22 protein-coding genes are annotated in these 22,626 nt (G+C 70.9%); 8 read left to right on the forward strand and 14 right to left on the reverse strand.

Annotated elements, in window-relative coordinates:
- Positions 1 to 864: UvrD-helicase domain-containing protein (locus ACJ73U_RS45485; RefSeq protein WP_407784024.1), on the reverse strand; the 864-nt coding region annotated here is incomplete at its 3' end.
- Between ACJ73U_RS45485 and ACJ73U_RS45490 the strand changes: the two genes are divergently transcribed.
- The 6 genes from ACJ73U_RS45490 (at position 847) to ACJ73U_RS45515 (ending at position 8,824) form a co-directional block, all read left to right on the forward strand.
- Positions 847 to 1,212 carry a heparinase II/III family protein gene (locus ACJ73U_RS45490; RefSeq protein ID WP_407784025.1) on the forward strand — a complete coding sequence of 122 codons (366 nt, stop codon included), beginning with the start codon at positions 847 to 849 and terminating at the stop codon, positions 1,210 to 1,212. The genes ACJ73U_RS45485 and ACJ73U_RS45490 overlap by 18 nt on opposite strands.
- Positions 1,209 to 2,750: a right-handed parallel beta-helix repeat-containing protein gene (locus ACJ73U_RS45495; RefSeq protein ID WP_407784026.1), complete on the forward strand. Its 1,542-nt coding sequence runs from the start codon at positions 1,209 to 1,211 to the stop codon at positions 2,748 to 2,750. The genes ACJ73U_RS45490 and ACJ73U_RS45495 overlap by 4 nt, the downstream gene beginning before the upstream one ends.
- A gap of 57 nt (positions 2,751 to 2,807) precedes the next feature.
- Positions 2,808 to 4,013: an O-antigen ligase domain-containing protein gene (locus ACJ73U_RS45500; protein WP_407784027.1), complete on the forward strand. Its 1,206-nt coding sequence runs from the start codon at positions 2,808 to 2,810 to the stop codon at positions 4,011 to 4,013.
- Between the two features lie 8 nt (positions 4,014 to 4,021).
- Positions 4,022 to 5,221, forward strand: coding sequence for a glycosyltransferase (locus ACJ73U_RS45505; protein ID WP_407784055.1), 1,200 nt, complete (start codon positions 4,022 to 4,024; stop codon positions 5,219 to 5,221).
- Positions 5,199 to 6,308 (forward strand): nucleotidyltransferase family protein, encoded by a 1,110-nt coding sequence (locus ACJ73U_RS45510; protein ID WP_407784028.1) that lies wholly within the window; start codon positions 5,199 to 5,201, stop codon positions 6,306 to 6,308. Before ACJ73U_RS45505 ends, ACJ73U_RS45510 begins: the two co-directional genes overlap by 23 nt.
- A gap of 170 nt (positions 6,309 to 6,478) precedes the next feature.
- Positions 6,479 to 8,824 (forward strand): ATP-binding protein, encoded by a 2,346-nt coding sequence (locus ACJ73U_RS45515; protein ID WP_407784029.1) that lies wholly within the window; start codon positions 6,479 to 6,481, stop codon positions 8,822 to 8,824.
- Here ACJ73U_RS45515 and ACJ73U_RS45520 read toward each other — a convergent pair.
- Both ACJ73U_RS45520 and ACJ73U_RS45525 read right to left on the reverse strand, forming a co-directional pair.
- Complete coding sequence (locus tag ACJ73U_RS45520; protein ID WP_407784030.1) at positions 8,821 to 9,951, reverse strand: asparagine synthase-related protein; 1,131 nt, start codon at positions 9,949 to 9,951, stop codon at positions 8,821 to 8,823. The two genes, ACJ73U_RS45515 and ACJ73U_RS45520, sit on opposite strands and share 4 nt — an antisense overlap.
- 43 nt (positions 9,952 to 9,994) lie before the next feature.
- A complete protein-coding gene (locus ACJ73U_RS45525) occupies positions 9,995 to 10,135 on the reverse strand; it encodes a hypothetical protein (RefSeq protein WP_407784031.1) in 141 nt (46 codons plus the stop codon).
- Positions 10,136 to 10,236: 101 nt separating this feature from the next.
- Here ACJ73U_RS45525 and ACJ73U_RS45530 point away from each other — a divergent pair, with 101 nt between their 5' ends.
- On the forward strand, positions 10,237 to 11,976 hold the full coding sequence (locus ACJ73U_RS45530) for an ABC transporter ATP-binding protein (protein WP_407784032.1): 1,740 nt from the start codon (positions 10,237 to 10,239) through the stop codon (positions 11,974 to 11,976).
- A 130-nt stretch (positions 11,977 to 12,106) separates the two neighbouring features.
- Here the strand turns inward: ACJ73U_RS45530 and ACJ73U_RS45535 are convergent, their stop codons facing one another.
- Genes ACJ73U_RS45535 through ACJ73U_RS45545 form a run of 3 tightly spaced genes read right to left on the reverse strand, consistent with a single transcriptional unit; the run spans position 12,107 to position 13,676 of the window.
- Positions 12,107 to 13,006 carry a hypothetical protein gene (locus ACJ73U_RS45535; RefSeq protein WP_407784033.1) on the reverse strand — a complete coding sequence of 300 codons (900 nt, stop codon included), beginning with the start codon at positions 13,004 to 13,006 and terminating at the stop codon, positions 12,107 to 12,109.
- On the reverse strand, positions 13,003 to 13,395 hold the full coding sequence (locus ACJ73U_RS45540) for a lasso peptide biosynthesis B2 protein (RefSeq protein WP_407784034.1): 393 nt from the start codon (positions 13,393 to 13,395) through the stop codon (positions 13,003 to 13,005). Before ACJ73U_RS45540 ends, ACJ73U_RS45535 begins: the two co-directional genes overlap by 4 nt.
- Positions 13,396 to 13,424: 29 nt before the next feature.
- Entirely contained in the window at positions 13,425 to 13,676 is a 252-nt protein-coding gene (locus ACJ73U_RS45545) for a PqqD family protein (protein ID WP_407784035.1), read from the reverse strand.
- Between the two features lie 85 nt (positions 13,677 to 13,761).
- On the opposite strand from ACJ73U_RS45545, the gene ACJ73U_RS45550 reads away from it, so the two are divergent.
- Positions 13,762 to 14,433, forward strand: a complete 672-nt coding sequence (locus tag ACJ73U_RS45550) for a phosphatase PAP2 family protein (RefSeq protein WP_407784036.1) — start codon at positions 13,762 to 13,764, stop codon at positions 14,431 to 14,433.
- Here ACJ73U_RS45550 and ACJ73U_RS45555 read toward each other — a convergent pair.
- From ACJ73U_RS45555 to ACJ73U_RS45590, 8 genes are read right to left on the reverse strand one after another with little or no spacing between them, the layout of a single operon-like run.
- Complete coding sequence (locus tag ACJ73U_RS45555) at positions 14,405 to 15,658, reverse strand: glutamate-1-semialdehyde 2,1-aminomutase (protein ID WP_407784056.1); 1,254 nt, start codon at positions 15,656 to 15,658, stop codon at positions 14,405 to 14,407. The two genes, ACJ73U_RS45550 and ACJ73U_RS45555, sit on opposite strands and share 29 nt — an antisense overlap.
- Positions 15,659 to 15,707: 49 nt before the next feature.
- Entirely contained in the window at positions 15,708 to 16,253 is a 546-nt protein-coding gene (locus ACJ73U_RS45560; protein ID WP_407784037.1) for a dTDP-4-dehydrorhamnose 3,5-epimerase family protein, read from the reverse strand.
- A 1-nt stretch (position 16,254) separates the two neighbouring features.
- Positions 16,255 to 17,424 carry a polysaccharide pyruvyl transferase family protein gene (locus ACJ73U_RS45565; RefSeq protein ID WP_407784038.1) on the reverse strand — a complete coding sequence of 390 codons (1,170 nt, stop codon included), beginning with the start codon at positions 17,422 to 17,424 and terminating at the stop codon, positions 16,255 to 16,257.
- A gap of 40 nt (positions 17,425 to 17,464) precedes the next feature.
- Positions 17,465 to 18,400 carry a glycosyltransferase family 2 protein gene (locus tag ACJ73U_RS45570; RefSeq protein WP_407784039.1) on the reverse strand — a complete coding sequence of 312 codons (936 nt, stop codon included), beginning with the start codon at positions 18,398 to 18,400 and terminating at the stop codon, positions 17,465 to 17,467.
- Positions 18,397 to 19,662, reverse strand: coding sequence for a hypothetical protein (locus tag ACJ73U_RS45575; RefSeq protein WP_407784040.1), 1,266 nt, complete (start codon positions 19,660 to 19,662; stop codon positions 18,397 to 18,399). Before ACJ73U_RS45575 ends, ACJ73U_RS45570 begins: the two co-directional genes overlap by 4 nt.
- A gap of 1 nt (position 19,663) precedes the next feature.
- Complete coding sequence (locus tag ACJ73U_RS45580) at positions 19,664 to 20,932, reverse strand: DUF4910 domain-containing protein (RefSeq protein WP_407784041.1); 1,269 nt, start codon at positions 20,930 to 20,932, stop codon at positions 19,664 to 19,666.
- Positions 20,919 to 21,947: an NAD-dependent epimerase/dehydratase family protein gene (locus tag ACJ73U_RS45585; RefSeq protein WP_407784042.1), complete on the reverse strand. Its 1,029-nt coding sequence runs from the start codon at positions 21,945 to 21,947 to the stop codon at positions 20,919 to 20,921. Before ACJ73U_RS45585 ends, ACJ73U_RS45580 begins: the two co-directional genes overlap by 14 nt.
- The gene (locus ACJ73U_RS45590; RefSeq protein ID WP_407784043.1) at positions 21,944 to 22,591 is read right to left on the reverse strand and encodes a PIG-L deacetylase family protein; all 648 of its coding nucleotides are present in this window, start codon (positions 22,589 to 22,591) and stop codon (positions 21,944 to 21,946) included. Before ACJ73U_RS45590 ends, ACJ73U_RS45585 begins: the two co-directional genes overlap by 4 nt.
- Between the last annotated feature and the right edge of the window lie 35 nt (positions 22,592 to 22,626).

The following is a 22,626-nucleotide window of genomic DNA, read 5'->3' on the forward strand; positions in this document are numbered from 1 at the left end:
GGGAAGGTCGTTGTGCATCTCCGCACCGAGGATGGTGACCGCCGGTCCGGCTGACGGGTCGTCGGACTCGGCTGGTTCCTCGGCTGACGCAGTGGGTGGCTCGGCCGGTACGTCGGCAGACGCCGCGTGGTCTCGCCGACGGAACGGCAACACGGTCGCGAGGTCAGCAACCTGCCCACCGGAGCCACCCGCGCCGAGTGAATCGGCGGAGTCCTTCGCGTCGTCGGCGAGCAACGTGAGGTCATCAGCAGGCTCGTCTAACGGCGTGCGGTCGTCAGCCGGCGCGTCGAACAGGGTGAGGTCATCTGCTGGTTCGTCGAACATCGACAGTTGGTCGCCCTTGACCGGCGTGGGGTCGACGGTGGGCTCGGAGCGATGCCGCCGTGCGGGCGCAGCTGGCCGGCTGGGTGGCGAGCTTTCACCAGCCGGGATGCTGTCGGCGTAGGGGCCGGGACTCGCGGCCAGGGCGGAGGGGATGGGGCTGGCGCGGTGGGGTGACAGGGACTGGTAGGAAGGCTGGGCTGCTTCTTGGGGTTGGATGAGGGTTCCGAAGACGGTGTTGATCCAGCTGAGGATGGGCGGGACAGTGCGGAAGTTGGTGGTGAGGGCAACTGTTTCGCCCAGGAGATCTTGGGCCGTGAGGTACGTCGCGATGTTGGCGCGGCGGAAGCGGTAGATGGATTGCTTGGGGTCGCCGACGAAGAAGAGGCGGCCGGGCTCAACGGCGATCTCATGCCACGGTTTGCCGCCGGCCTTCTCGTCGGCCGATGCGATGAGGACGGCGAGCTCGACCTGGATGGGGTCGGTGTCCTGGAACTCGTCGAGCAGCAGCCTCTGGTAGCGGCTGTGCAAGCGGTCGCGCACCGCAGGACCGTGCACCTGGACCGGGACCGCCGCGAGGTGACGCTGCAGGACGAGGTCCGCGCGCCGGTCGCGCGGGACTGCCGGCTCGCGTTCCACCTCGGCCCCGAGGTGGACGTGGTGCTCGACGGGCACTCGGCGGTGCTGTCGTGGCACGACCGCACGGCGTCGCTGGAGCTGCCGCCCGCGCTCAGCTGGACCGCGCACCGCGGCGAGGAGCACCCGCCGCTGGGCTGGTACTCCACCGAGTTCGGCCACCGGGTACCGGCCACCACGCTCCTGGGCGCTGGTCTCGCCGGCGGTCAGCGCCAGCCCGCGCTGGTCACGGTCCTCCGGTTCCACGACTCATGACGGCACCCCGAGCGCTGAAGGGCGTCTTCCCCACGCCCGGCGCGCGGAAGGCGTCCTTCAGCGCACTGGTCCTGGCCGCGGTGCTCGTGGCCGGGGGCTGCACCGGCGAGGTCGTGCCCGTCTCGACCGGTGGGCCGATCGCGCCGACAGGGACCGTCGCGGCCGTGTGCGGGCACACCAAGCCGGGACCCGGCGAACCACCGCAAGGCGCCGTCGAGGTGGATCCGGGTGTCGTCGGCGACCTGGCCGACAAGGTCAAGGAACACCCGGCCGGCACGACGTTCTGGCTGGCGCCGGGCACGCACACGCTCGGTGACGGTGAGTACGACTCGGTGAAGGCCAAGGACGGCGACATCTTCCTCGGTGCGCCGGGCGCGATCCTGGACGGCAAGCGGACCAACAAGTACGCGTTCATCGCGGAGGCGAAGAACGTGACCGTGCGCGGCCTGACCGTCCGCGGTTTCGTCCCGCCCCGCGACGAAGGCGTGGTCAACCACGACTCCGGTGACGGCTGGCGGATCGAGGACAACACCGTCGAGAACAACGACGGCGCCGCGCTGATGGCCGGTTCCGACCAGCAGGTGCGCGGGAACTGCCTGCGCGGCAACGGCCAGTACGGCATCAACGCCTACAAGGACGGCGACCTGACCAACCTCGTGGTGGAGGACAACGAGATCACCGGCAACAACACCGGTGACTGGGAGTCCAAGGTGGAGGGTTGCGGGTGCACGGGCGGGGTGAAGTTCTGGGCCGTCAACAAGGCCGACGTGCGGCACAACTGGGTGCACGACAACCGCGGCACCGGCCTGTGGGCGGACACGAACAACAACGACTTCCTCATCGAGGACAACCTCATCGAGGACAACGACGGCCCGGCGATCACCTACGAGATCAGCTACAACGCGGTGATCCGCGCGAACACCCTGCGCCGCAACAACCTCGTGGAGGGACGCAAGTTCGCCACACGGGGCGACAGCTTCCCGTCCGCGACGATCTACCTGTCCGAATCCGGCGGCGAGCCGCGGGTCCCGGCCCGCACCGCCAAGATCGACGTCTACGGCAACATGTTGGAGGACAACTGGTCCGGCATCACCCTGTGGGAGAACTCGGACCGGTTCTGCAACAGCGCGGCCAACACCTCGGGCGGCTGCACGCTGCTGGTGCCGGAGATGGACCAGTGCGCGCAACCCGCGATCGCGAAGAAGCCGCTCTACGACGACTGCCGGTGGAAGACCCAGAACGTCGACATCCACGACAACTCGTTCTCCGTCGACACCAGGAAGATCGGCTGCAGCGCCCTGTGCGCGCGGATGGCGGTCATCTCGAACTACGGCACGTACCCGAAGTGGTCGCCGTACCAGGGGGACGCGGTGCAGCAGGCCATCACGTTCACCCAGCACAACACCTGGCGGGACAACCGCTACTCCGGCCCGTGGACCTTCATGGCGAAGGACGCGAGCGGCGTGCTCCACGCCCCGCAGTGGCAGTCGGCGCCGTACGCGCAGGACCAGGACAGCACCTTCGTGCAGGGCGGCTGATCGCATGAGTGGAGCTTGCGGAGCGATCCGGTGTCGCGGAGCGGAGGAGGCGGCGTCATGAGCGTCGCGGCGGAGCGGCCGGTCGTCCCGGACTTCCTCCAGCAGCCGAAGCCTCCCCGGCTGCTCGGTCTGGTGTGGACACTGCTGGTCATCGACACCCTGGGCACGCAGCACCCGTACACGGTCATCCCGCTGCCCCGGTCGGTGCTGCAACTGGTCACCATGGGTGCGGTCTTCGCGGCCTTCCCGCTCGCGCTGCTGCTGAACCCACGCGTGCGGCTGCGGCCGAGCGCCTACCTGATGCTGCTCACGTTCCTCGCGGTGGCCAGCACGGTGTCCAGCCTGCGGCTGGAGTCCGGGTACGGCGCGTTGTTCCGCTGCGCCCGCTTCGCGGTGTTCGTGCTGACGCTGTGGTTGCTCACCCCGTGGTGGCACGACTGGGTCACGTTCGTCCGCATCCACATCAAGGCCCTCACCGGCGTGCTGTTCACGGTCGCCGTCGGACTGCTCGTCGCGCCGGGCACGGCGCTGAACGAGACGTACGGCGGCCGGTTGCTCGGCGCGGTCTGGCCGCTCACGCCGCCGCAGGTCGGGCAGTACGCGGCGACGGTCGTGGGGCTGACGATCCTGTTGTGGCTGGGCCGGCACACCTCGCGCACGAGCGTGTTCGTCGTCGCCGGGCCGGCACTGGCGTTGTTGCTGCTCAGCCACACCCGCACCGCGCTGATCGGACTGGCCGGTGGGCTCGCCGTGGCACTGCTGTCGCTCGCGACCTCGTCGGCACGGGCCAGGAAGGTGTTCACCTGGACGATCATCGTCGGCGGCCTCGGCGCTGTGCTGGCCGGCGCGGCGATCCAGACGTGGTTCCGGCGCGGGCAGTCCGACCTCACCGAGCTGACCGGCCGGGAGAAGGTGTGGAACGCGCTGCTCGCCTGGCCGCGCACGCTCAGCGAGCAGATCTTCGGCGTCGGCCTGTCCAACAAGTCGTTCGGCGGCCTGCCCATCGACTCCAGCTGGCTCGCGGTGTACCACGAGCAGGGCTACCTCGGGCTCACGCTCGTGGTCGGGTACCTGCTGACGCTGCTGTGCGTCGCGGTACTGCGGCCGGGCTCGCTGACCAGGGCCGCCACGCTGTTCCTGGTCGTCTACAGCGTCATCGCGTCCTACACCGAGGCCGGGCTCGGCGACGCGTCCCCGTACCTGCTGAACCTGACCATCGCGGCGGTGCTGGTCGCGAACGTGAAACCTGGAGCGTCGCGATGACCGATAGCCTGCGTGTGCTGGTGGCGCACAACTGGTACCGCACCGAGCAGCCGAGCGGCGAGAACAACGTGGTGGCGCAGGAGGTGGCGCTGCTGCGCGAGGCGGGGCACCAGGTGGACCTGTTCGAGCGCCGCAGCGACGACATCGCCGGCTTCTCCGTGCCGCGCAAGGCGTTGGTACCGCTCGGGGTGCCGTTCAACCCGCGCGCGCGGACCGCGTTCACCGAGCGGCTGCGACTCGAGCGGCCGGACGTGGTGCACGTGCACAACACGTTCCCGATGCTCTCGCCGTCCATTCTGGACGCGTGCCGGGACGCGCGGGTGCCGGTGGTGGCCACGCTGCACAACTACACGCAGATCTGCCCGACCGGGACGCTGTACCGGGACGGCGGGGTGTGCACGTCGTGCGTGGGCCGCCTGCCGCTGCCCGCGGTGCGGCACGGGTGCTACCGGGGGTCGGCGGTGGCGAGCGTGCCGGTGGCGGTGAGCCTGCGGGTCAACCGGCGGCGGTGGTGGAAGACGGTGTCGCGGTTTCTGTGCATCTCCGACGCCCAGCGGCAGACCCTGGTGGCCAACGGCATGCCGGCCGAGAAGCTGACCGTGAAGTACAACTTCGTCGAGGACACGGCGCACCGCCGGACCGGCACGGGCGAGCACCTGCTGTACCTGGGGCGGCTGGCCGAGGAGAAGGGCGTGCGGCTGCTGATGGCCGCGTGGGACCGGCTCGCGGCGAGCGGCGGGATCGGGGTGCCGCTGGTGATCGCCGGCGCCGGTCCGCTCGAGGACGAGGTCGTCCGGTGGGTCGCGACGCGGCACAACGTCCGGTTCGTCGGCCGGCTCGACAACGCGGCGAGCCGCGCGGCGGTGGCGCGGTCGGTGGCCGTGGTGGTGCCGTCGGAGTGGCTGGAGACGTTCGGGCTCGTCGTGGTCGAGGCCATGTCCGCGGGGGTGCCCTCCGTGGTGGCCGGCCACAGCTCGCTCGCGGAGCTGGTGAGCGACGGCGTGACCGGGCTGACGCACAGGCCGGGTGACGAGGCGTCGCTGGCGGACGCACTGGCCCGGGTCGTGCGGGCGCCCAGCTCGCTGGGGCGGGCGGCGCGGGAACGGTACGAGCGGGAGTTCACGCGCGCGGTCGGGCTGACGAACCTCGTCAAGCACTACCGCCAGGTCATCGGGGAGGCCCGGCATGGCACGCAAGCTGTGCGGTGAGTCCGCGTACCCGGCCGCGTTGCTCGCGGTGGCCGGGCACGGGTTGCCCTCCTCCCGGTCCTTCCCGGCTGCGCCGCTCCCCTCGTCGTCCTGGGAGGCGCTGCTGTCCGGCGCCGAGTCGAACCGGGTACTCGGGTTGCTCCGGTCCGCTGTGGACGGTGGGATGCTGCCGGTGACGGCCGAGCAACGCACGCAGGTGCGGACCGCGCACCGGCTGGCGTTGCTGCGGGTGCTGTCGCTGGAGCGGCACCTGGTGTCGGTCACGTCGCTGCTCGCCGACGCCGGTGTCGAGACGCGGGTGCTGAAGGGCAGTGCGTACGCGCGGCTCGACTACCCGGACCCGGCGCTGCGGACGTTCATCGACCTGGACCTGCTGTTCCGGCCCGGGGACATCGAGCGGGCGGTGTCGGTCCTCGGGGGCGGCGGGTTCAGCCGCACCCTCGCCGAGCCGCGGCCGGGCTTCGACCGCCGCTTCGACAAGGGCACGACCCTGCGCGGCAAGGGCTTCGACATCGACCTGCACCGGACGTTCGTGCTGGGCCCGTGGGGCTTCCGCGTGCGGCTCGACGCCCTGTGGGCCGGTGGCGAGACGTTCACGATCGGGGACCACGAGCTGACCGCGTTGTCGGCGCCCCACCGGTTCCTGCACGCCTGCTACCACGCGGCACTGGGTGACTGGCCGCTGCGGCTGGGCTCCCTGCGGGACGTCGCGGAGCTGCACCCGGCCGACGAGCCGGGGCTCATCGCGCTGGCGACGGAGTGGGACGTGCAGGCGGTGGTGGCCGCGGCCGTGGCCGACTCGACCCGGCTGCTGGGCCTGCCGGTGCGCGGCGAACTGCGGGAGTGGGCGGCCGCACACGTCCCCACCCGCCGCGAGGAACGATGGCTGGGGCTGCACACCCGCGCGACCAAGACGTTCGCGGCACAGGCGGTCGCGACACTGCCGGTACTGGGGTTGCGCGACAAGGCGGCCTACCTGCGTGCGTTGATGCTGCCCGACAAGCGGTACACCGCCGGCCGCCACACGTCGGCCCTGTCCCGCTGGAGCTTCGGCGTCCGCGAGGCGCTGCGCGGCCGCGTCAGGTGAGAAGGGCAGCCCGCGACGGTTCCCCCCTGGCGGTCGCGAGCTGCCCTCCTCTGGGTTCCAGCTTCTATAATCTGCACGCGGGTGACCAGGATCAGTGACGGAGAAACAGCGGAAGTTGACCGGAAGATCCGGCTTCGTGCGCACGTCATAGGGGAAGGACCGCGGTGGCGGTGCCAGATCGCATCGATGAGCGGCTCCGACTCCGACGTATCCAGCTCATGCTCACCCAGGAGGAACTCGCCGAACGCGCGGGTATCGACGCCAGGACGGTTCGCGACATCGAGACCGGCCGGACGAAGAGCCCGCGGCCCAGCACCGTTCGGCTGTTGACGGATGCGTTGGCCGCCGCCGAGCAGGACAGGGCCGCGGCCCCGAACGACACGCGAGCCACGCGACCGGCCGTCGTCCGTCCGCGCGAGCTACCGCCGGACACGTTCGGGTTCACCGGCCGGTCCGCGCAGCTCGCGGAGCTGGACCGCCTGTACACGCTGTCCGCCCACCATCCGACCGCGCCGGCCATCGTCGTGCTGTCCGGCACCGCAGGGGTCGGCAAGACCGCGCTCGCCGTGCACTGGGCGCACCGGTCGGCCGACCGGTTCCCGGATGGTCAGCTGTACCTGAACCTGCGCGGTTACGACCCCGACCGCCCGATGCCACCTACCGAGGCGCTCGCGGCCCTGCTCAGGAGCCTTGGCATGAGCGGCGCGGAGATCCCACCGACCCAGGACGACCGGGCACGGCTGTTCCGGACGCTGGTCGCCGACCACCGGATGCTGCTCCTGCTCGACAACGCGTTGGACGTCGACCAGATCCGCGACCTGCTGCCCGGCGCCCCGAGCGGTTTCGTGCTGGTCACCAGCCGTGACAGCCTGGCCGGGCTCGCGGTCCGGCACGGCGGACACACCGTCGACGTGACTCCCCTTTCCCAGGCCGACGCGCAGGCACTGTTGCAGGCGCACATCGGCGACCGGGCCGTCACGGCGCCGGCCGCGGCGGACGCGTTGGCCGATCGCTGCGCCCGGCTGCCGCTCGCTCTGCGGGTGGCGGCGCAACGCACGGTTACCCGGCCGACGGTCACCCTCGCGGTGCTGGTCGCCGAGCTCGCGGACGAGCGCCACCGGCTCGACCTGCTCGACAGCGGCGAGCCGCACAGCTCGGTCCGCACGGTGTTCTCCTGGTCCTGTCGCCAACTGCCTGTCCCGATGGCCAGACTGTTCCGCCTGCTCGGCGCCCTGCCCAGCCGGGACGTCGACCTGTACGCGCTGGCCGCGCTCGCCGGCGTCGATCTCCGCGAGGCGCGGCACCTGGTCTCGGGCCTGTGCCGCGCGCACCTCGTCGACGAGATCGCTGACGGCCGCTTCGCCATGCACGACCTGCTTCGCGTGTACGCCAAGCAGCAGGCCGAGGAACAGCCCGATGACCTCGACGCCGCGCTGACCCGTCTGTTCGGCTACTACGTCAACGCCGCCGCGCACGCGATGGCGAGTTTCGCACCCTACGAGCGGTTCCGGCCGACGCTCCCCGAGCAGACGGCCGAACTCCCGGCGATCGACTCTCGCGAGTCCGCCCTCGCGTGGCTGGACGCCGAACGGGCCAACCTCGTCGCGGCAGGTCTGCACGCCGCGACCAACGGGTGGCCGACGTACACCAGCCAACTGTCGGCCATTCTCTGCCGGTACCTCAGTATCGGCGCCCACTGGGCGGAGGCCGCACTGCTGCATCGCGCGGCGTGCGACACCAGCGACGCCGACGGCACCCGGCCGGGACTGGTCAACTACGGCTGGGTGCTGTTCCGCAGCGGGCGCCCGCAGGAGGCGCTCGAGCACCTCCACCACGCCGCCCAACTGCTCCACGAGAGTGAGAGTCGCCGGGACGAAGCACGCGCACTCGGCGACCTCGCCGTCGTGTACTCCCGGTTGGGTCAGCAGCTCGAGGCCATCGAGTTCAACAACCAGGCGCTGGACATCATGCGCGCGATCGACGACCGCTACCTTGAGGCGATCGCACTGGAGAACTTCGGCCTCATCTACCAGCGACTCGGGAAGTACCCGGAGTCGTTCGACTTCCAGCACCGTGCGCTCGCGCTGTACCAGGAGTTCGAGGACCCCCACGGCGAAGCGGGCGTCCGGGGGAACCTCGGTGTGACGTGCAGCCAGCTGGGGCGGCATGCCGAAGCGCTTGAACACCACCAGCGTGTGCTCGCCATCCTCCGGGTCATCGGTGACCGGCAGCACGAGGCGGAGACGCTGAACGACTTCGGCACGACGCTGCGGCTCGCGGGGTCGCCCCGGCAGGCGATCGAGCGGCACCAGCAGGCCCTCGACCGTGCGGTCGCGATCGACGACAGGTACGACCAGGCCCGAGCGTATGAAGGAACCGCGCGTGCCTACACCGAGCTCGGTGATCTCGACAACGCTCGCGCGCACTGGCAGATGGCGTTCGAGATCCACAGTACCCTCGGCACCTCGCAGGCCGAGGACATCTCCGCCACCCTGCGGGACCTGGCGTCCCGCTAGGCGTAGCGGGCGAGCCAGGCCTGTTGCAGGAGCGTCATCGACGGGGCGTGCGGGTCGTCGGAGAGCCAGATGTCGCGGAGGACTGTCGGGTTCACCAGGTCGGTGTCCACTCCGGAGCCGTTCCAGGTGCGGGCGAACTCCTTGGTGTAGCGGGTGAAGACGGCGTTCGCGAAGAGGGCCTTCGTGCGGCGTTCCAGGACCTCTCGGGGGAGCAGGTCGCCGAACAGGGCGCGCATGGTGGCTGCGCGGCCGGTCCAGCCGAACCTGCCGCCCGTCGCGGCCACCGACGTCACCAGGGACGGTTCGGCGAACGCCTGGATGTACCGCACGTTCAGCTCGGCACCCAGGACGCGCACGGTCTCGTAGGCGATGCGGGCGCAGCGGCGGGTCGAGAACTGCCACGTGTTGCGGGCGGCGTTCAGTGCGAAGGCCGCGCTGTCGGCGGCGTCGCGTCGGGCCAGCTCGGCTTCCACTTCCGGGTGTAGCCACGGCCTTCGGTAGCGGCCGCGCAGGGCGGCGCGCCGGCGGAGGGACGCCGGTGTCAGTGCGGCGAGCGCGTCCGCGTAGACGGCCGGTGGCACCAGGCCCTTGCTCTTCACCAGTTTCGTCAACGGGGTGACGCGCTTGAGGCCGAACGTCTCGTCGCCGCCCTCGCCGGTCAGCAGGCTGCCGCCGCGAGCCATGGCCAGCAGGCGGACCGTCGGGGCGAAGTTCGGGGGCCAGATCAGGCCGTGCTGGCGCAGCACCCGGGTGGCGACCGGGCCCAGCGGGTCGTGTTCGTCGTGGACGGTCAGGACTATGCGGTCGGTGATATCCAGGTGCGCAAGTACCGCGTCCTGCCACCGGGACTCCTCGGCATCGGGAGCGTCCGGATAGGACAGTGTGATCGGCACCGGGAGGGGTAGGCCTTCACGGCGCGCCAAGGAGGCCGCGACTGCGAGCAGGACCGACGAGTCACGGCCGCCGGAGAACGCTACCAGGCACGGCGCGTTGTCGAGATGTGCCAGTAGCAGGCGGTCGAGCACGCGGCGTGGCGACTCATGTGGATCCGGGGGCAGCGGAACCGGGTCGTAGCCGTTCACCCAACCGCCGGCGATCTCCAGCGGTTCCATTGTGTACAGTCCCACGCGGACTCCTTGGCGCGCGATGGTCACGGAGTTGTTCCGCGGCTCACGAGTAGTGGTCGCGGTCGCCGAGGATCGGCAGAACCCACGTCAGTTGGTCGCTGGACTTGCCGAACAGGGTGGCCTGGGTCAGGTCCAGCAGTGTGCCGAGCTCGATGATCTCCGGGGCTTCGTAAGGACGGCGCATGTCTCACCTCCCTCCTGGGGTGTACCCCGTGTGTCGCCGTCCGGTCCGGATCATTACCAAATGGCTGTAACAAAGACTGTGTGTAGCTGGACGTAATACACATGCGACAGTTGGCCAGAACTCCGCGGTTGATCGCGGCCGCGGCACGGGAGGTGTGGCGCGCGGACCGTGCCGGCACCGTGCTGGCCGCGCTGTACCAGCTACTCGGTGCCGTGGCGGCACTCGGCGTGGTGGCGTCCGGAAAGTTCGTGTTCGACGCGTTGCTGTCCCCGGACCACGACGGCCTCACCGTCTCGCTCCTGCTGCTCGCACTCGCGACGGCGGTGTCCGGGTCCGTCGGTCCACTCCAGACACAGCAGAACCGGATCCTCGGCGAGCGGGTGTCACAGCGCGTGTGGGACCGGTTGCTCGACACCACCTCGCGGGCCGATCTCGTGACCTACGAGTCGACGGGCTTCGCGACCGCGCTGGAACGGGTGCGGCAGCACGCGCTGGAGCGCCCGTTCGCCGTCACCGCCGCGCTGCTGGGCATGCTGGGCAGTCTGGTCGGCGTCGGCGCGATGTCCGTGGTGCTGGTGGCCGTCGAGCCGTTGCTGCTGCCGCTGTTGCTGGCGGCGGGAGTGCCGACGGTCCTGCTGTCGCGGTGGGCGAGCCGGACCGAGTTCGCGTTCGCGCACCGGCTGACGGCGTTGTTCCGGCGGCGGCACTACCTCCGGGAGCTGCTGACGCTGCGGCCGTACGCGGCGGAGGTGCGGGCGTTCGACGCGTTCGAGCCGTTGCGCGCCAAGCACGAGGTGCTCAACGGGGACGTGAACGTCGCGCTGCGGCAGCAGGTCCGGCGCCGGCAGCTGATCGCCGGCCTGACCACCGTCGGTGTGGCGGCGGCGTTGACGGGCGCCCTGCTGGCGATCGTGGCCATGGTCAGGGACGGTCGGCTCGGACTGCCGGAGGCGGGCGCGGCGGCCATCGCCGTGCGGTTGTTGAGCGGGCAGCTGGGCGTGTTGTTCAGCTCGATCGGCGGGTTGCTGGAGTCCGCGCCGTTCCTGGCGGATCTCGCCCGCTTCGTCGCAAGTGGACCTCGCGGGGTTCCGGCCGGTCGCCGGCGGCCGCTGGTCGCCGGGGTGTCGTTGCGGGACGCGCGGTTCAGCTACCCGGGTGCCGCACGACCCGCGGTCGACGGCGTGTCCCTCCAGATCCGTGCCGGCGAGGTCGTCGCGCTGGTGGGCGAGAACGGATCCGGTAAGACCACGCTGGCGAAGCTGGTGGCCGGTCTGTACGACCCGGCGGCGGGCTCGCGGCACTGGGACGGCGCGGCCGTGCCGGCGGCGGACGTGCGAGCCTCGGTGACGGTGATCTTCCAGGACTTCGTGCGGTACCAGATGACGTTGCGGGAGAACATCGCCATCAGCGCCCCGAGCGGGGACGTGGCGGCGGCATCGTCGTCGGCGGGGCTGGACCGGACGGTCCTGTCGCTGCCGGACGGCATGGAGACGATGCTGGGCCGGGACCTGGACGAGGGCGTCGACCTGTCGGGCGGGCAGTGGCAGCGGGTCGCGCTGGCGCGGGCGCTGTACCGGGACACCCCGCTGGTCGTGCTGGACGAGCCGGCGGCGGCGCTCGACCCGAGGGCGGAACACGAGCTGTTCACGAACGTCCGGGCGACGCTCGGCGGACGGGCGGCACTGCTCATCTCGCACCGGTTCTCGAGCACGCGGATGGCCGACCGGATCTACGTGCTGGACGGCGGGCGAGTCGTGGAGTGCGGCACGCACGACGAGCTGATGGCCGCGGCGGGCCAGTACGCGGAGCTCTACCGGCTGCAGTCGGCGGCGTACCGCTGAGAGGATGCCGGGCATCCGGATGGACGCGCCGGTGCCGCGGGGACCGGGGGGCCCAGGCACTGCCGAGCTGACCGACGTGCGGCGCTCGGAGTGCTGTATCAGGACCACAAGCTGGTATGACACCTGCGGCTCAGTTCGAGACGACCTCGTCGACCAGCCGGTTGATCCCCGTAGTGAAGGGTGGGCCCCACGGGATGGTCGCCTCGATGACGGGGACGCGTTCCACCAGGTCCCCCAGCAGCTGGAACGTCGTTGCCATCGTCGTCGGATCCGTCCAGCCGAGGACGCGGGGGTAGCTGCTGAGCCGGACCAGCGCCTCCACCGGGCGGAGGCGGCGGGTGGACACCTCGGTCACGTCCCGGCTCGGTTGCGGGATCACGCACGCCGCCAGCGGCAGCGGGCACGACACCAGCGAGCGCGGGCGCACCGCCAGGCGGCCGTCCGCGGTCTCGTAGCCGGCGCCGTCGGCCAGCGCGCGGGCACTGGGACGCAGCCGGGTCTCTGTCGCGCCCGGGTAGGCCAGCAACTCCCGGTCGACGCGTAGGAGGTCGTCCGTGACCAGGGGGTAGCCCTCGGCGCTCAACGCCGTGGCCAGGGTCGACTTGCCCATGCCCGACCGGCCCACGAACGCCACCGCCTCGGCGCCGGCCTGGACCGCGCTCGCGTGCAGGACCAGGCCGTCGCGCAGCATCAGGTGGATGGCCAGCAGGGCGCCCGCGATCAGCACCGGCAGGAGGCCCTCGTCGGCGCCGGGGTGCGGGTGCACGGCGATGTGGGCGAACCTCTCGTCCCCGACGAAGTCGCAGAGGCGCGGGTAACGCAGCACCACGCCGTCGGACCTGGTCAGCGTGTAGAAGATCGTCCGGTCCGGGCGGGCTATCTCGGCCAGGCGGTCGCCCGGTGGGCGTTCGTGGGGGACCTCGCGGGGCTCGGCGCGGTAGAGGACCAGGTCCGGCCGGCCCGCTGTGCCTGGGGGCAGTGGGAGCGGCACGTCGCTGTCGATCAGCAGGCCGTGGGCGGCGTAGATCACAGGGTCCCCAGCGTCGCGTACTGGGCGGACGTCGCGTCGAGGGTGCGGCCGCCGATCTCCAGCCAGGAGTGCACGACCAGCTCGCCGTCGCGGCGGACTCCTATGCGCAGCACCGGGTCCAGCGTGCGCAGCCGGCAGCCGAGCACCAGGCAGCGGCGCAGGCAGGTGTTGCCGAACGGCCAGCGGGCCACCGCGTAGCCGCACGCCAGGACACCCGTGCGAGTGCGCCGGGGCAGCACCACCGGGACGGCGGCGGGTTCGGCGGCGCTGCGGAGGTCGCACTCGATGCCGAGCTTGCGGCACATGATCGGCAGCGGGTGGCGGCGCAGGCCGAGCTCGATCCTGGTCAGCCAGTACAGGGCGCGTGCCAGCTCGAACGTGAAACGCACGCGGCGGCGGAACGGCATCGGTGGGCCCATCAGGCCAGCAGTTTCGCTTGGCTCAGGCGGTCGACGAACGCCTCGACGTCGCGGCGGACGGTTGTCTCGTCGGCGTCGTACTCGGCGAGGATCGTCGCGACGAGGTCGTCCAGGGTGCGTTCCTCGGTCAGCAGCTCGAAGACCCGGCTGCCGATGCCGGTGACGGCGAAGTACTGGGAGCTCGGCAGGTCCAGGACGATCGTCTCGCCGCCGATCGTCCGCGCGGAGATGTCCGCGGTGCGAAGGCGCATGGTGAGTTCCTTCCCTCCACTGTGGATTCGGGCGAGTTCACCCGTGCGTTACCGCAGCGCCAGAAAGCGAAACAAACGTGACCTGGTGAACGATTCCCCTGGTGTGCGGATCGATCCGGAAGTCAGCCGCGTGCGTGCGTTGCCCGGTCGGTTCGGGCCGCCGCTCGCCGTCGTGTCCGTAGTCGCGGCCATCGCCCTCGTGGTACTCGGGATCCTGTTCGCCGGGCAGTCCGAAGGCGCGCCGGTCGACGTCGGCATCAGGGCCTACCTCCGGTCGCTTCAGCAGCCGTGGCACCAGATCGCGCTCGTCATCGACTGGACCGGCGAACCCGTGGGGTACACGGTCGTGCTGGCGATCTTCGTGCTCGTGTTCCTGCGCAAGGGGAACCGGCGCGCCGCGGTGCTGGCCGTAGCCGGCACCGCGACCGCGGTAGCCCTCACCACCGGCATGAAACCGTTGGTGGGTCGCACGATCAACGACGGGTTCCTGTCCTATCCCAGTGGCCACACCGCCACCGCGACCGCCTTCGCCCTCGTCGCCACCCTGGCCGCCGGCCGGCTGTGGCTGACCGCCGTGGTCACCGTGCTCGCCGCGGCGGCGATGGCGTGGGCGCAGGTGCTCCTCAACGCCCACTACCCGACCGACACGTTCGGCGGCTTCTGTGCCGCGCTGGCGATCGTGCCGGCCGTGGCGTGGGTCGTGGACGCCGCACTCGATCGGCTGTCGGCTAGGAGAAGCGGCGGAACACCGGCTTGACCGGGCGGCCGCCGAGCCACGCGGTCGGGTCGCCGGCGTCGAGGGCCTGGCGGTACACCACGCATACCTTCGCCACCGCCGTCACGGTCTGCGCGATGTCCGCGTCCGTCAGGGCGCTGCTCACCACGAACGACGGGCCGAGCACGCCGCTCGCGATGAGCTGGCGCAGGAACAGCGTCCGGTACTCCTGCGACGGGTTGCCCTCGGCGTCCAGCGTGGCGAACACGAGGTTGCTCGGCCGGCCACGCACCACCACGTGCTCGCCGACGCCCGCGTACTCCGCGGCCTCGCGCACCCCGGCGGCGAGCCGCGTGCCCAGCACGTGCAGCTGCTCGGCGATGCCTTCCTCGACGTAGGTGTCCATCACGGCCATCGCCGCCGCCAGCGAGTGGGTCTCCGCGCCGTGCGTGCTCGACAGCAGGAACACCCGCTCCCGCGGGTCCCGCAGGCCGCCCAGCTCCATCAGCTCCCGCCGGCCGGCCAGCGCCGACACCGCGAAGCCGTTGCCGAGTGCCTTGCCGAACGTCGACAGGTCCGGGGTCACGCCGTAGACACCCTGCGCGCCGGCCTCCGACCAGCGGAAACCGGTGATCATCTCGTCGAAGACCAGGACCACGCCGTGCGACGTGCACAGGTCACGCAGGCCCTGGAGGTAGCCGGGGGGCGGGTCCGAGTGCGTGGCCGCCTCCAGCATGACGCACGCGACGTCGTGCGTGGTGAACAGCTCCTCGACCGCCGCCAGGTCGCCGTACGGGAACGTGACCACCAGGTCCTGTCGCGGGATCCCGGCGGACATCGCGGTGGTGCCGATGAACCAGTCGTCCGTCGAGAAGAAGGGCTGGTCCTTGCAGAGGGCGATGGTCTGCCGGCCGGTGGCCGCCCTGGCCAGCCGGATCGCGGCGGTGGTGGCGTCCGAGCCGTTCTTCGCGAACTTGACCATCTCGGCCGTCGGCACGGTGGCGAGGAACTTCGCCGCCGCCTCCATCTCGATCACGCTGGGTCGCACGAAGTTGCTGCCCAGCTCGAGCTGCCTGGACACGGCCTCGACGATACGCGGGTGCGCGTGCCCGAGGCTCACCGCCCGCAGTCCCGAGCCGTACTCGACGTACTCGTTGCCGTCCACGTCCCAGACGTGCGCGCCCTGGCCGCGCTCGATGATCGGGGCCATACCGGCCGGGTACTGGTCATCACCCTTGGCATAGGTGTGCGCCCCGCCGGGCACCATGTCGTGGAGTTGCTTGTTCACCTCGTTGGAGGCGGTGAATTCCAAGTCCCTAGGTCCTTCCCAGCGCCACCGCGAGCGACGGTGCCGCTCTGTCCCTTTCGGACATCAGCAGCGGTGGAAAGGGCCACGGGATGGCCAGTTCCGGGTCGTCGAACGCGATCGTCACGTCCTCGGCCGGGTCGTGTGCCCGGTCGATCCGGTACGACACGTCTGCGGGGCTGGTCAGCGACTGGAATCCGTGCGCGCAACCCGCCGGCACATACAGCGTCACTTGTGAATCGTCCGAAAGCTCCAAATGTTTCTGGTTCAGATGGGTGGGTGACCCTGGTCGCAGGTCGATGATCACGTCGAACACCCGGCCGTAGGAGCAACGCACCATCTTGGCCTCGCCCCGGCCGGTCCGCAGGTGCATGCCACGCAGCACCGCGAAGGCCGAGCGCGAGACGCTGTCCTGCACGAACGCGTCCGGATCGATCCCGACGGACCGCACGACCTCCTTGTCGAACGTGCGGCTGAAGAACCCGCGATCGTCCACATGGGGCGTTGGTTCGAACAGGAAGGCGCCCTCGATCTCGGGCAGTGGTATGGCCTTCATATCAGCGGTCCCCTCGAAGGATGGCGGACAGCTCGGCCAGCTGCCGCGTGACACGTCTGGTCATCTCGGCGTTGCGGCGGGTGAGCACGGACCGCACCTCGGACGCGCGTTCCTCGAGGACCGTGAACTGCTTGACCAGCCGGTCGACGTCGAGGTCACGCATGGACTGGCAGAACTCGGCGAGGCCCATCCCGGCCATCAGCGCGTCGCTCTTGGCCGCGTAGCCGACCCCGACGGTCGGCTTGCCGAGCTTCACCGCGACCAGCACGTTGTGGTACCTGGACGCCACGATCGTCTCCACCCGGGCCATCTCGTGCAGCAGCTCGTCCAGAGTGGAGGTCTGGACGACCGAGACGGCCGCGGCGCCGATCGTGTCGATGATCTTCCGCGCCACCCGCTCGTCGACCTGGTCGCCGACGAACAGCCGGACCGTGCGACCGTCCTCGACGAGCCGCCGCACGAACTCGGTCATGCCGGTCACGTAGGCGCGGTGGATCTCCGCCGCACGCGCCCGGTCGGAGTTGCTGCCGTGGTAGTCCATCACGCCGACGCCCACGACCCCGTGGTCCACCGGGGGGTGCGGGTTGGGCAGGGCGAACGCGAGGTCGGTGTGCACCGGGTCGTCGGCGGTGTCGAGGCCCATGGCGGTCAACGCGTCCCGGGAGATCTCGTCGCGATAGGACCGGTAGTGGGCGAGGCGGGCCGCGCCGACCAGCAGCGTGCGGTTGGCCCGGTCGGCCACCTTGCCCGCGCCGACCGCGAGGAACACGACCTTCGTGCGGAACAGCTTGCCGGACAGCGACATCAGGAACAGCGAGTACGGCCAGCCCCAGGGCCGCAGCGGCAGCGTGGTCTCCAGCACCCCCATGCCGGGCACGATCACGACGTCCTGCCTGCGCACCCAGTTGGCCGTGCGGAACGCGTCGACGACCTTGCCGAGTCCTTTCCGGACGATCGAGGAGAGCCGGGACGCGGTGGCGTACTCGTCGCGGTTCCAGTTCATGGGGACGGCGTGGACGTGATGGCGCGCGGTGACTTCCTCCGGACCGGAGCAGAACACCTCGACGCGTGCCCGCGGGTACTCTTCGCGCAGGTGGGCGAGCACGGCGGTCAGCGAGCCGTCGTTGCCGAGGTTGCCGGTGCCGAGCAGCCCGAAGAGCCCGACCTTCATGACGCCCCCTCGCCCGCTCCGCGGCGCCGGAACGCTCCGCTCATGACCGCACCCGCCGGCCCGGGACGATCCCGTCGATGGACAGGACCTGTTCCTTCGGCGCGACCGCCGGGCGGCTGTCGGCGCTGACCACGCGGCGGGTCGCGCGGCTGCCCAGGTACTCGGCGAGGTGCCGGTAGCACTTCGCCTTCTCCGTCCGGCTGATCGGGGCGCGGTTGATCAGGTCGACGTAACCCCAGGCGTACTCGGCGAGCAGCCGGGCCGTCGGGTTGAAGCCCGTGCCGCGCTTCGGGTCGAGGTTCGCGCAGCGGCTGCGCACGCTCGGGTTGGCCCGCTCGGCGCGGGTCTCGTGGTCGCGGCGGAAGTACAGCAGCTCCGGCACCTGGTGGAAGCGGCCCTGCATGGCCAGGTCCATCACGAACGTCCGGTCCGCGTGGTGGTAGCTGTCGTGGGGCCGCACGTTGCGCAGGGCGGCGGACCGGATGACGCCGTAGAAGTCGTCGCCGCCCGTGGCGTGCAGCAGACCGCGGAAGCGTTCCGCCGCGGACGGCGAATCGGTCGGGATGCGGTAGTCGTACGGCTCGATGATCTTGCCGCGGCTGTCGATCGTGGCGTTGTAGGAGTGCGCGAGGACGTGGTCCGGGCGCTCGTCCAGTGCCTCGACGCAGCGTTCGAGCAGCGTGCGGCCGTAGAGGTCGTCGTGGGAGGCCCACTTGAACAGCTCGCCGCGCGCGCGGGTGAACACGTGGTTGTGGTTGCCCGCGGCGCCGATGTTCTTCGGCAGGCGGTGGTAGCTGACGCGGGAGTCCATGGCCACGTACCGCTTGCAGATGGCCGGCGTGCCGTCGGTCGACGCGTTGTCGGTGATGATCAGCTCGTAGTCCTCGTAGGACTGACCGAGCAGCGCGTCGAGTGACTCCGCCAGGTACTCCTCGCCGTTGTAGACCGGCAGGCCGATGGTGAGTCGGGGTTTCATCGTGCACTCACTTCCACGAGTTCTGGTTCGGAGACGGGCAGGTGGTCGCGCAACGCCGCGCGGAGCTGCCACCACCACAGGCCGGCCCCCAGCCACATGGCGGTCGTGGACCCCCAGCTCATGCCGACCGCGCCGCCCAGCGCCGCACCGGCGAGGCCGAACCCGAGGTAGCCGGCGGACACGACCAGCTGGACCCGCAGGCTTCGCCGTGCCGCGCCCAACGCACGCAGCCCGGCCGTCGCGCCGGCCACGACGCCGGCGGCCGTGACCGACAGGGTCACGGGCAGGATCAGGTGTGACGCCGGTGCCCACACCTCGTCGAGGAGGAGCCGGCCGAGTGAGTCGGGCACCACGAACAGCAGCACGAGCCCCCACGAGGCGGCCGCGGCCCCCTGCGCGCCGCCCAGGAGCAGGCAGAACTTGCCGAGTCGGTGCGGTGCGCGGCGCAGGACCCGCGCCGCCTCCGGCACCGCGAACAGGCTCACGCCCATGAGCAGCGCGAGGAACGGGCCGAGCAGCAGCTCGGCACCCCGGACGGCACCCACGTCCGCGAGCCCGGCGATGGCGCCGAGCCCGTACATCCGCAGCTGTGCGGCGCCGCTGTTGCTGACGTTCTCGACCATGTAGCGCGAGCCGAGGTCGCGGTGCTGGCGCAGCCAGTCCCGCACCCCCCGGAAGTGCGGCGCGACCCCGCACTGGAACCAGCCGTACCCGGCGGCGAACAGCCCCGCGCCACCCCACGCCAGCACGTAACCCCAGACGGTGCCGTGGAGCGAGACCAGGAACAGCAGCGGGACCATGGCGACGGTCCACACGGTGTCGTTGAGGAACGCCTTGTGCCCCTGGCCGGCCGCGAAGAACGCGAACCGCCAGGCGTCCTGGAGGAGCAGGCCGGGTGCGCTGATGGCGAGCGCGACGAATGCGCCGCCGAGCGTGCCGCCCATGACCAGCCCGGCCACCGCCGACAGCACGCCGAACGCGACGCCGACCACGATCGCGGTGCCGGCGGCGCGGGAGGTGGCGGCTCGCCAGTCCGCCGTGGACGCGCCGGAGTACCGGACGACCAGCGGATCGGTGGCCAGCCCGCGGGCGACGTTGAGCACCACGCCGTAGGTGACCCACGCGAGGCTGAACACACCGAACCCGGCCGCACCCAGCTCCCGCGCGACCACGAGGCCGATGAGGAAGTTCGACAGGCTGGACATCGCCTGGTCGCCGAGTCCCCAGGACAGGCGTTTGGCGATCCCCCGAATACCAGACATGTCAGTCCTTCAGCAGTCCGGCGGCGTGCAGGGCGTCCGCCGCCGCGGCCACCGCGGGGAACGGCAGCCGCGCGCGGTCCGCGATGGCGAGCAGGTCGTGGGTACCGTCGGACAGGTTCAGCACCCACAGCATGGCGAGCTGCGCGTCGTGCGCGTCACTGCGGCCGCCGAGCGAGGAGTACAGACCGCGTCTGCCCAGCTGCGGCTCGCCGTAGGGGCTGAGGTTGACGTACGTCCGGTTGCGGTCGAGGATCGCGACCGCCTCCTGGCACGCCTCGAGTGTGTCCAGAAGGGACTCCGGCGTGACGAAGTCCGGGTTGTCGCCGGAGGTGTGGTACTCCGGGTAGCCGGCGTACGGAGTCCTCGTCAGCGAGCCGACGCCGAGGTCGAAGCCGGGCGAGCAGTACTGGCGCTCGTCGTAGCCGTACGGGGAGAACTCGCGGATCTCGTGTGGACGGTCACCGAGCACGTGGGCGAGGACGCGGTCGATCTCGGCGTCGCCGCGACGGCTCTGCTTGTAGGTCAACGAGCCGCGGTCGCCGGCGCAGGCCAGGACGATCCCGTGCTTGACGCGGTCGACGCGCTCCCGGTTGCGGGCGAGCCAGGTGATCGCGCCGATCGTGCCGGGCGCGAAGATGAACCGGTAGGTGTAGTACGGGTTCCGCGGCGACTGCGCCAACCATCGGGCCAGCTCGACCGCGACCGCCACCCCGGCCATGTTGTCGTTGGCCAGCGACGGGTGGCAGACGTGGCAGGAGACGATCACCTCGTCCTCGACCTGCCCCCGCACCACGTGCTCGGCGTAGGTCAGCGACCCGTCCGCCAGGGTGGAGTCGATCCGGACCTCGTAGTCACCGTCGGACATCTCGTCCAAAGTGGACTGCGCGAGGCAGAAGCCCCACGTCGGCGCGTAGTAGGAGGTCCGGTACGGGACGAGGTCGGGCTGGTCCGGCAGCGTGTGCAGGTGGCCGCGCAGCTCCGCCAGGGACATCGTCTCGTCCACCGGCACGCTGTAGCCGACGACGTGCAGGTTCAGGGCCTGGAAGTCCACGACCCGCTCGCCGTCGCGGGCGATGTAGGCGTCGCGGATGTTCCACTCCTGCGGCACGGTCCAGTCGAGCACCTGCGTCCCCGTCGGCACCTCGTGCACGGTCAGGTCCACGTGCTCGCCGACGATCTTCAGGGTCTCGCGCACGCCGTCGCCGGTGATGCTCCGGCACAGCGGGTAGAGCCGCCGCACCAGAGCATGCATGTCCTCACCGAGTGGCATGGCGCAGCGTCTCGTCGACCACGCCCTCGGCGGACCGGTCCTTGAGCCACGCCAGCCTGGTGAACCGGCGCTCGAACGTCTGCCTGGTCAGGCCGTGCTTCTGGTAGGCCTCGGCCAGCTCCAGCGCGCCGTCCTTGATCGACCACGCGCAGTCGAAGCCCGGGATCGCGGCCCGGAAGCGGGAGAAGTCGACCCGGTAGGAGCGCGGGTCGGCGCCGGCCTCGCCGGTGATGCGCAGCGTCGAGCCGGGCACGGCCTCGACGACCTCGGCGGCGATCTCCGCGACGGTGACGTTGTTCCGCTCGGTGCCGATGTTGAACGCCCTGTCGTGCACGGCTTCCTTCGGCGCGACCAGCGCGGCGGCGAACGCCGCCGCGATGTCGGCGGCGTGCACGAGCGGGCGCCACGGCGTGCCGTCGGACAGCACCAGCACCTCGCCGGACAGGTACGCGTGGCCCACCAGGTTGTTCAGCACGATGTCCGCACGCAGTCGCGGCGAGTAGCCGAACGCCGTGGCGTTGCGCAGGTAGACGGGCGTGAAGTGGTCGTCGGCCAGCTCGTGCAGGTCGCCCTCGACGCGGACCTTCGACTCGGCGTACGGGGTGACCGGGCGCAGCGGGGCGTCCTCGTTGACGAGGCCGTCGCCACCGGACGCGCCGTACACCGAACACGTGGAGGCGTAGAGGAACCGCTCGACACCGGCGTCGCGCGCCAGGCGGGCGAGCCGCGTGGACGCGCGGTGGTTGATGTCGTAGGTCAGGTCCGGGGCGAGCGCGCCGAGCGGGTCGTTCGACAGGGCGGCCAGGTGGATGACCGCGTCGAAGCCCTGTAGCTGGTCGAGGTGCACGTCGCGCAGGTCGACGGTGAACCCGGGCGGGTCGTCGGGTGTCGGGCCGAGCAGGCATTCGCCGAACAGGCCGGAGTCGAGCCCCACCACCTCGTGCCCCGCCTCGGCGAGCACCGGTGCCATGACCGTGCCCAGGTATCCTTTGTGGCCAGTGAGCAGGACCCTCATCGGCCCTCCAATCCGAGAGTCAACTTGGTGACGAAGAACGCCTCCGCGTAACGCTCCTGGCACTCGATGCCACGAATCCGCGCCAACCCGAGGAAGGCTTCCCTGTCATACCAAGGACGGTGTCGCTGCGAGGCGTAGTGCTGTTGCAGCAGTGAGACCTTTTTCTCGGCGAGTTCGGCGGACAGGGGTTGGTAGGCGTTGGGCCGCCCGAGGTCCCCGTCCCACTTGACGATCTCGTAACCCAGCACGAGGTGGTCGCGGAACGCGGTCGGCACCAGCTGGGCCAACCCGCGGTGGTCCTGGTGCGCGTCGTCGGTGCGGGGCGCCAGGAGCACGTCCGGGCTGGTCCGCCCGCGCAGCTCCTCCAGGGCGTTCTTCGCCTCGTCCCAGTGCGCGGGCAGCCGGCCGTCCGGTAGCTTGTGGACGGTCACGTCGAGGTCGGCGCCGGGGCAGAACGCCCGCAGCGCCGCGCGTTCCTCGCCCTCGCGGTCGGTGCCGCCGCCGGAGAGCACGAGCGCGTCGACCCGCACCCCCGGATTCGCCTGGCACAGGGCCAGCAGCGTGCCGCCGGCCCCGATCGCGATGTCGTCGCAGTGTGCCCCGAGAACCACCACGGACCCGACGGGCCCGGAGAGTCGAATCACGTCGCTCTCACCGTCCCCTCGCAGGCTCCGTGACC

The organism is Actinophytocola sp., from assembly GCF_045807065.1.
Classification (GTDB): domain Bacteria; phylum Actinomycetota; class Actinomycetes; order Mycobacteriales; family Pseudonocardiaceae; genus Actinophytocola.

Bases quoted from the DNA above. Each gene is read 5' to 3' on its own strand.
- ACJ73U_RS45495 (WP_407784026.1), top strand. From the start codon at position 1,209: ATGACGGCACCCCGAGCGCTGAAGGGCGTCTTCCCCACGCCCGGCGCG.
- ACJ73U_RS45500 (WP_407784027.1), top strand. From the start codon at position 2,808: ATGAGCGTCGCGGCGGAGCGGCCGGTCGTCCCGGACTTCCTCCAGCAG.
- ACJ73U_RS45510 (WP_407784028.1), top strand. From the start codon at position 5,199: ATGGCACGCAAGCTGTGCGGTGAGTCCGCGTACCCGGCCGCGTTGCTC.
- ACJ73U_RS45525 (WP_407784031.1), bottom strand. From the start codon at position 10,135: ATGCGCCGTCCTTACGAAGCCCCGGAGATCATCGAGCTCGGCACACTG.
- ACJ73U_RS45530 (WP_407784032.1), top strand. From the start codon at position 10,237: ATGCGACAGTTGGCCAGAACTCCGCGGTTGATCGCGGCCGCGGCACGG.
- ACJ73U_RS45545 (WP_407784035.1), bottom strand. From the start codon at position 13,676: ATGCGCCTTCGCACCGCGGACATCTCCGCGCGGACGATCGGCGGCGAG.
- ACJ73U_RS45555 (WP_407784056.1), bottom strand. From the start codon at position 15,658: ATGGTGCCCGGCGGGGCGCACACCTATGCCAAGGGTGATGACCAGTAC.
- ACJ73U_RS45560 (WP_407784037.1), bottom strand. From the start codon at position 16,253: ATGAAGGCCATACCACTGCCCGAGATCGAGGGCGCCTTCCTGTTCGAA.
- ACJ73U_RS45565 (WP_407784038.1), bottom strand. From the start codon at position 17,424: ATGAAGGTCGGGCTCTTCGGGCTGCTCGGCACCGGCAACCTCGGCAAC.
- ACJ73U_RS45570 (WP_407784039.1), bottom strand. From the start codon at position 18,400: ATGAAACCCCGACTCACCATCGGCCTGCCGGTCTACAACGGCGAGGAG.
- ACJ73U_RS45575 (WP_407784040.1), bottom strand. From the start codon at position 19,662: ATGTCTGGTATTCGGGGGATCGCCAAACGCCTGTCCTGGGGACTCGGC.
- ACJ73U_RS45580 (WP_407784041.1), bottom strand. From the start codon at position 20,932: ATGCCACTCGGTGAGGACATGCATGCTCTGGTGCGGCGGCTCTACCCG.
- ACJ73U_RS45585 (WP_407784042.1), bottom strand. From the start codon at position 21,947: ATGAGGGTCCTGCTCACTGGCCACAAAGGATACCTGGGCACGGTCATG.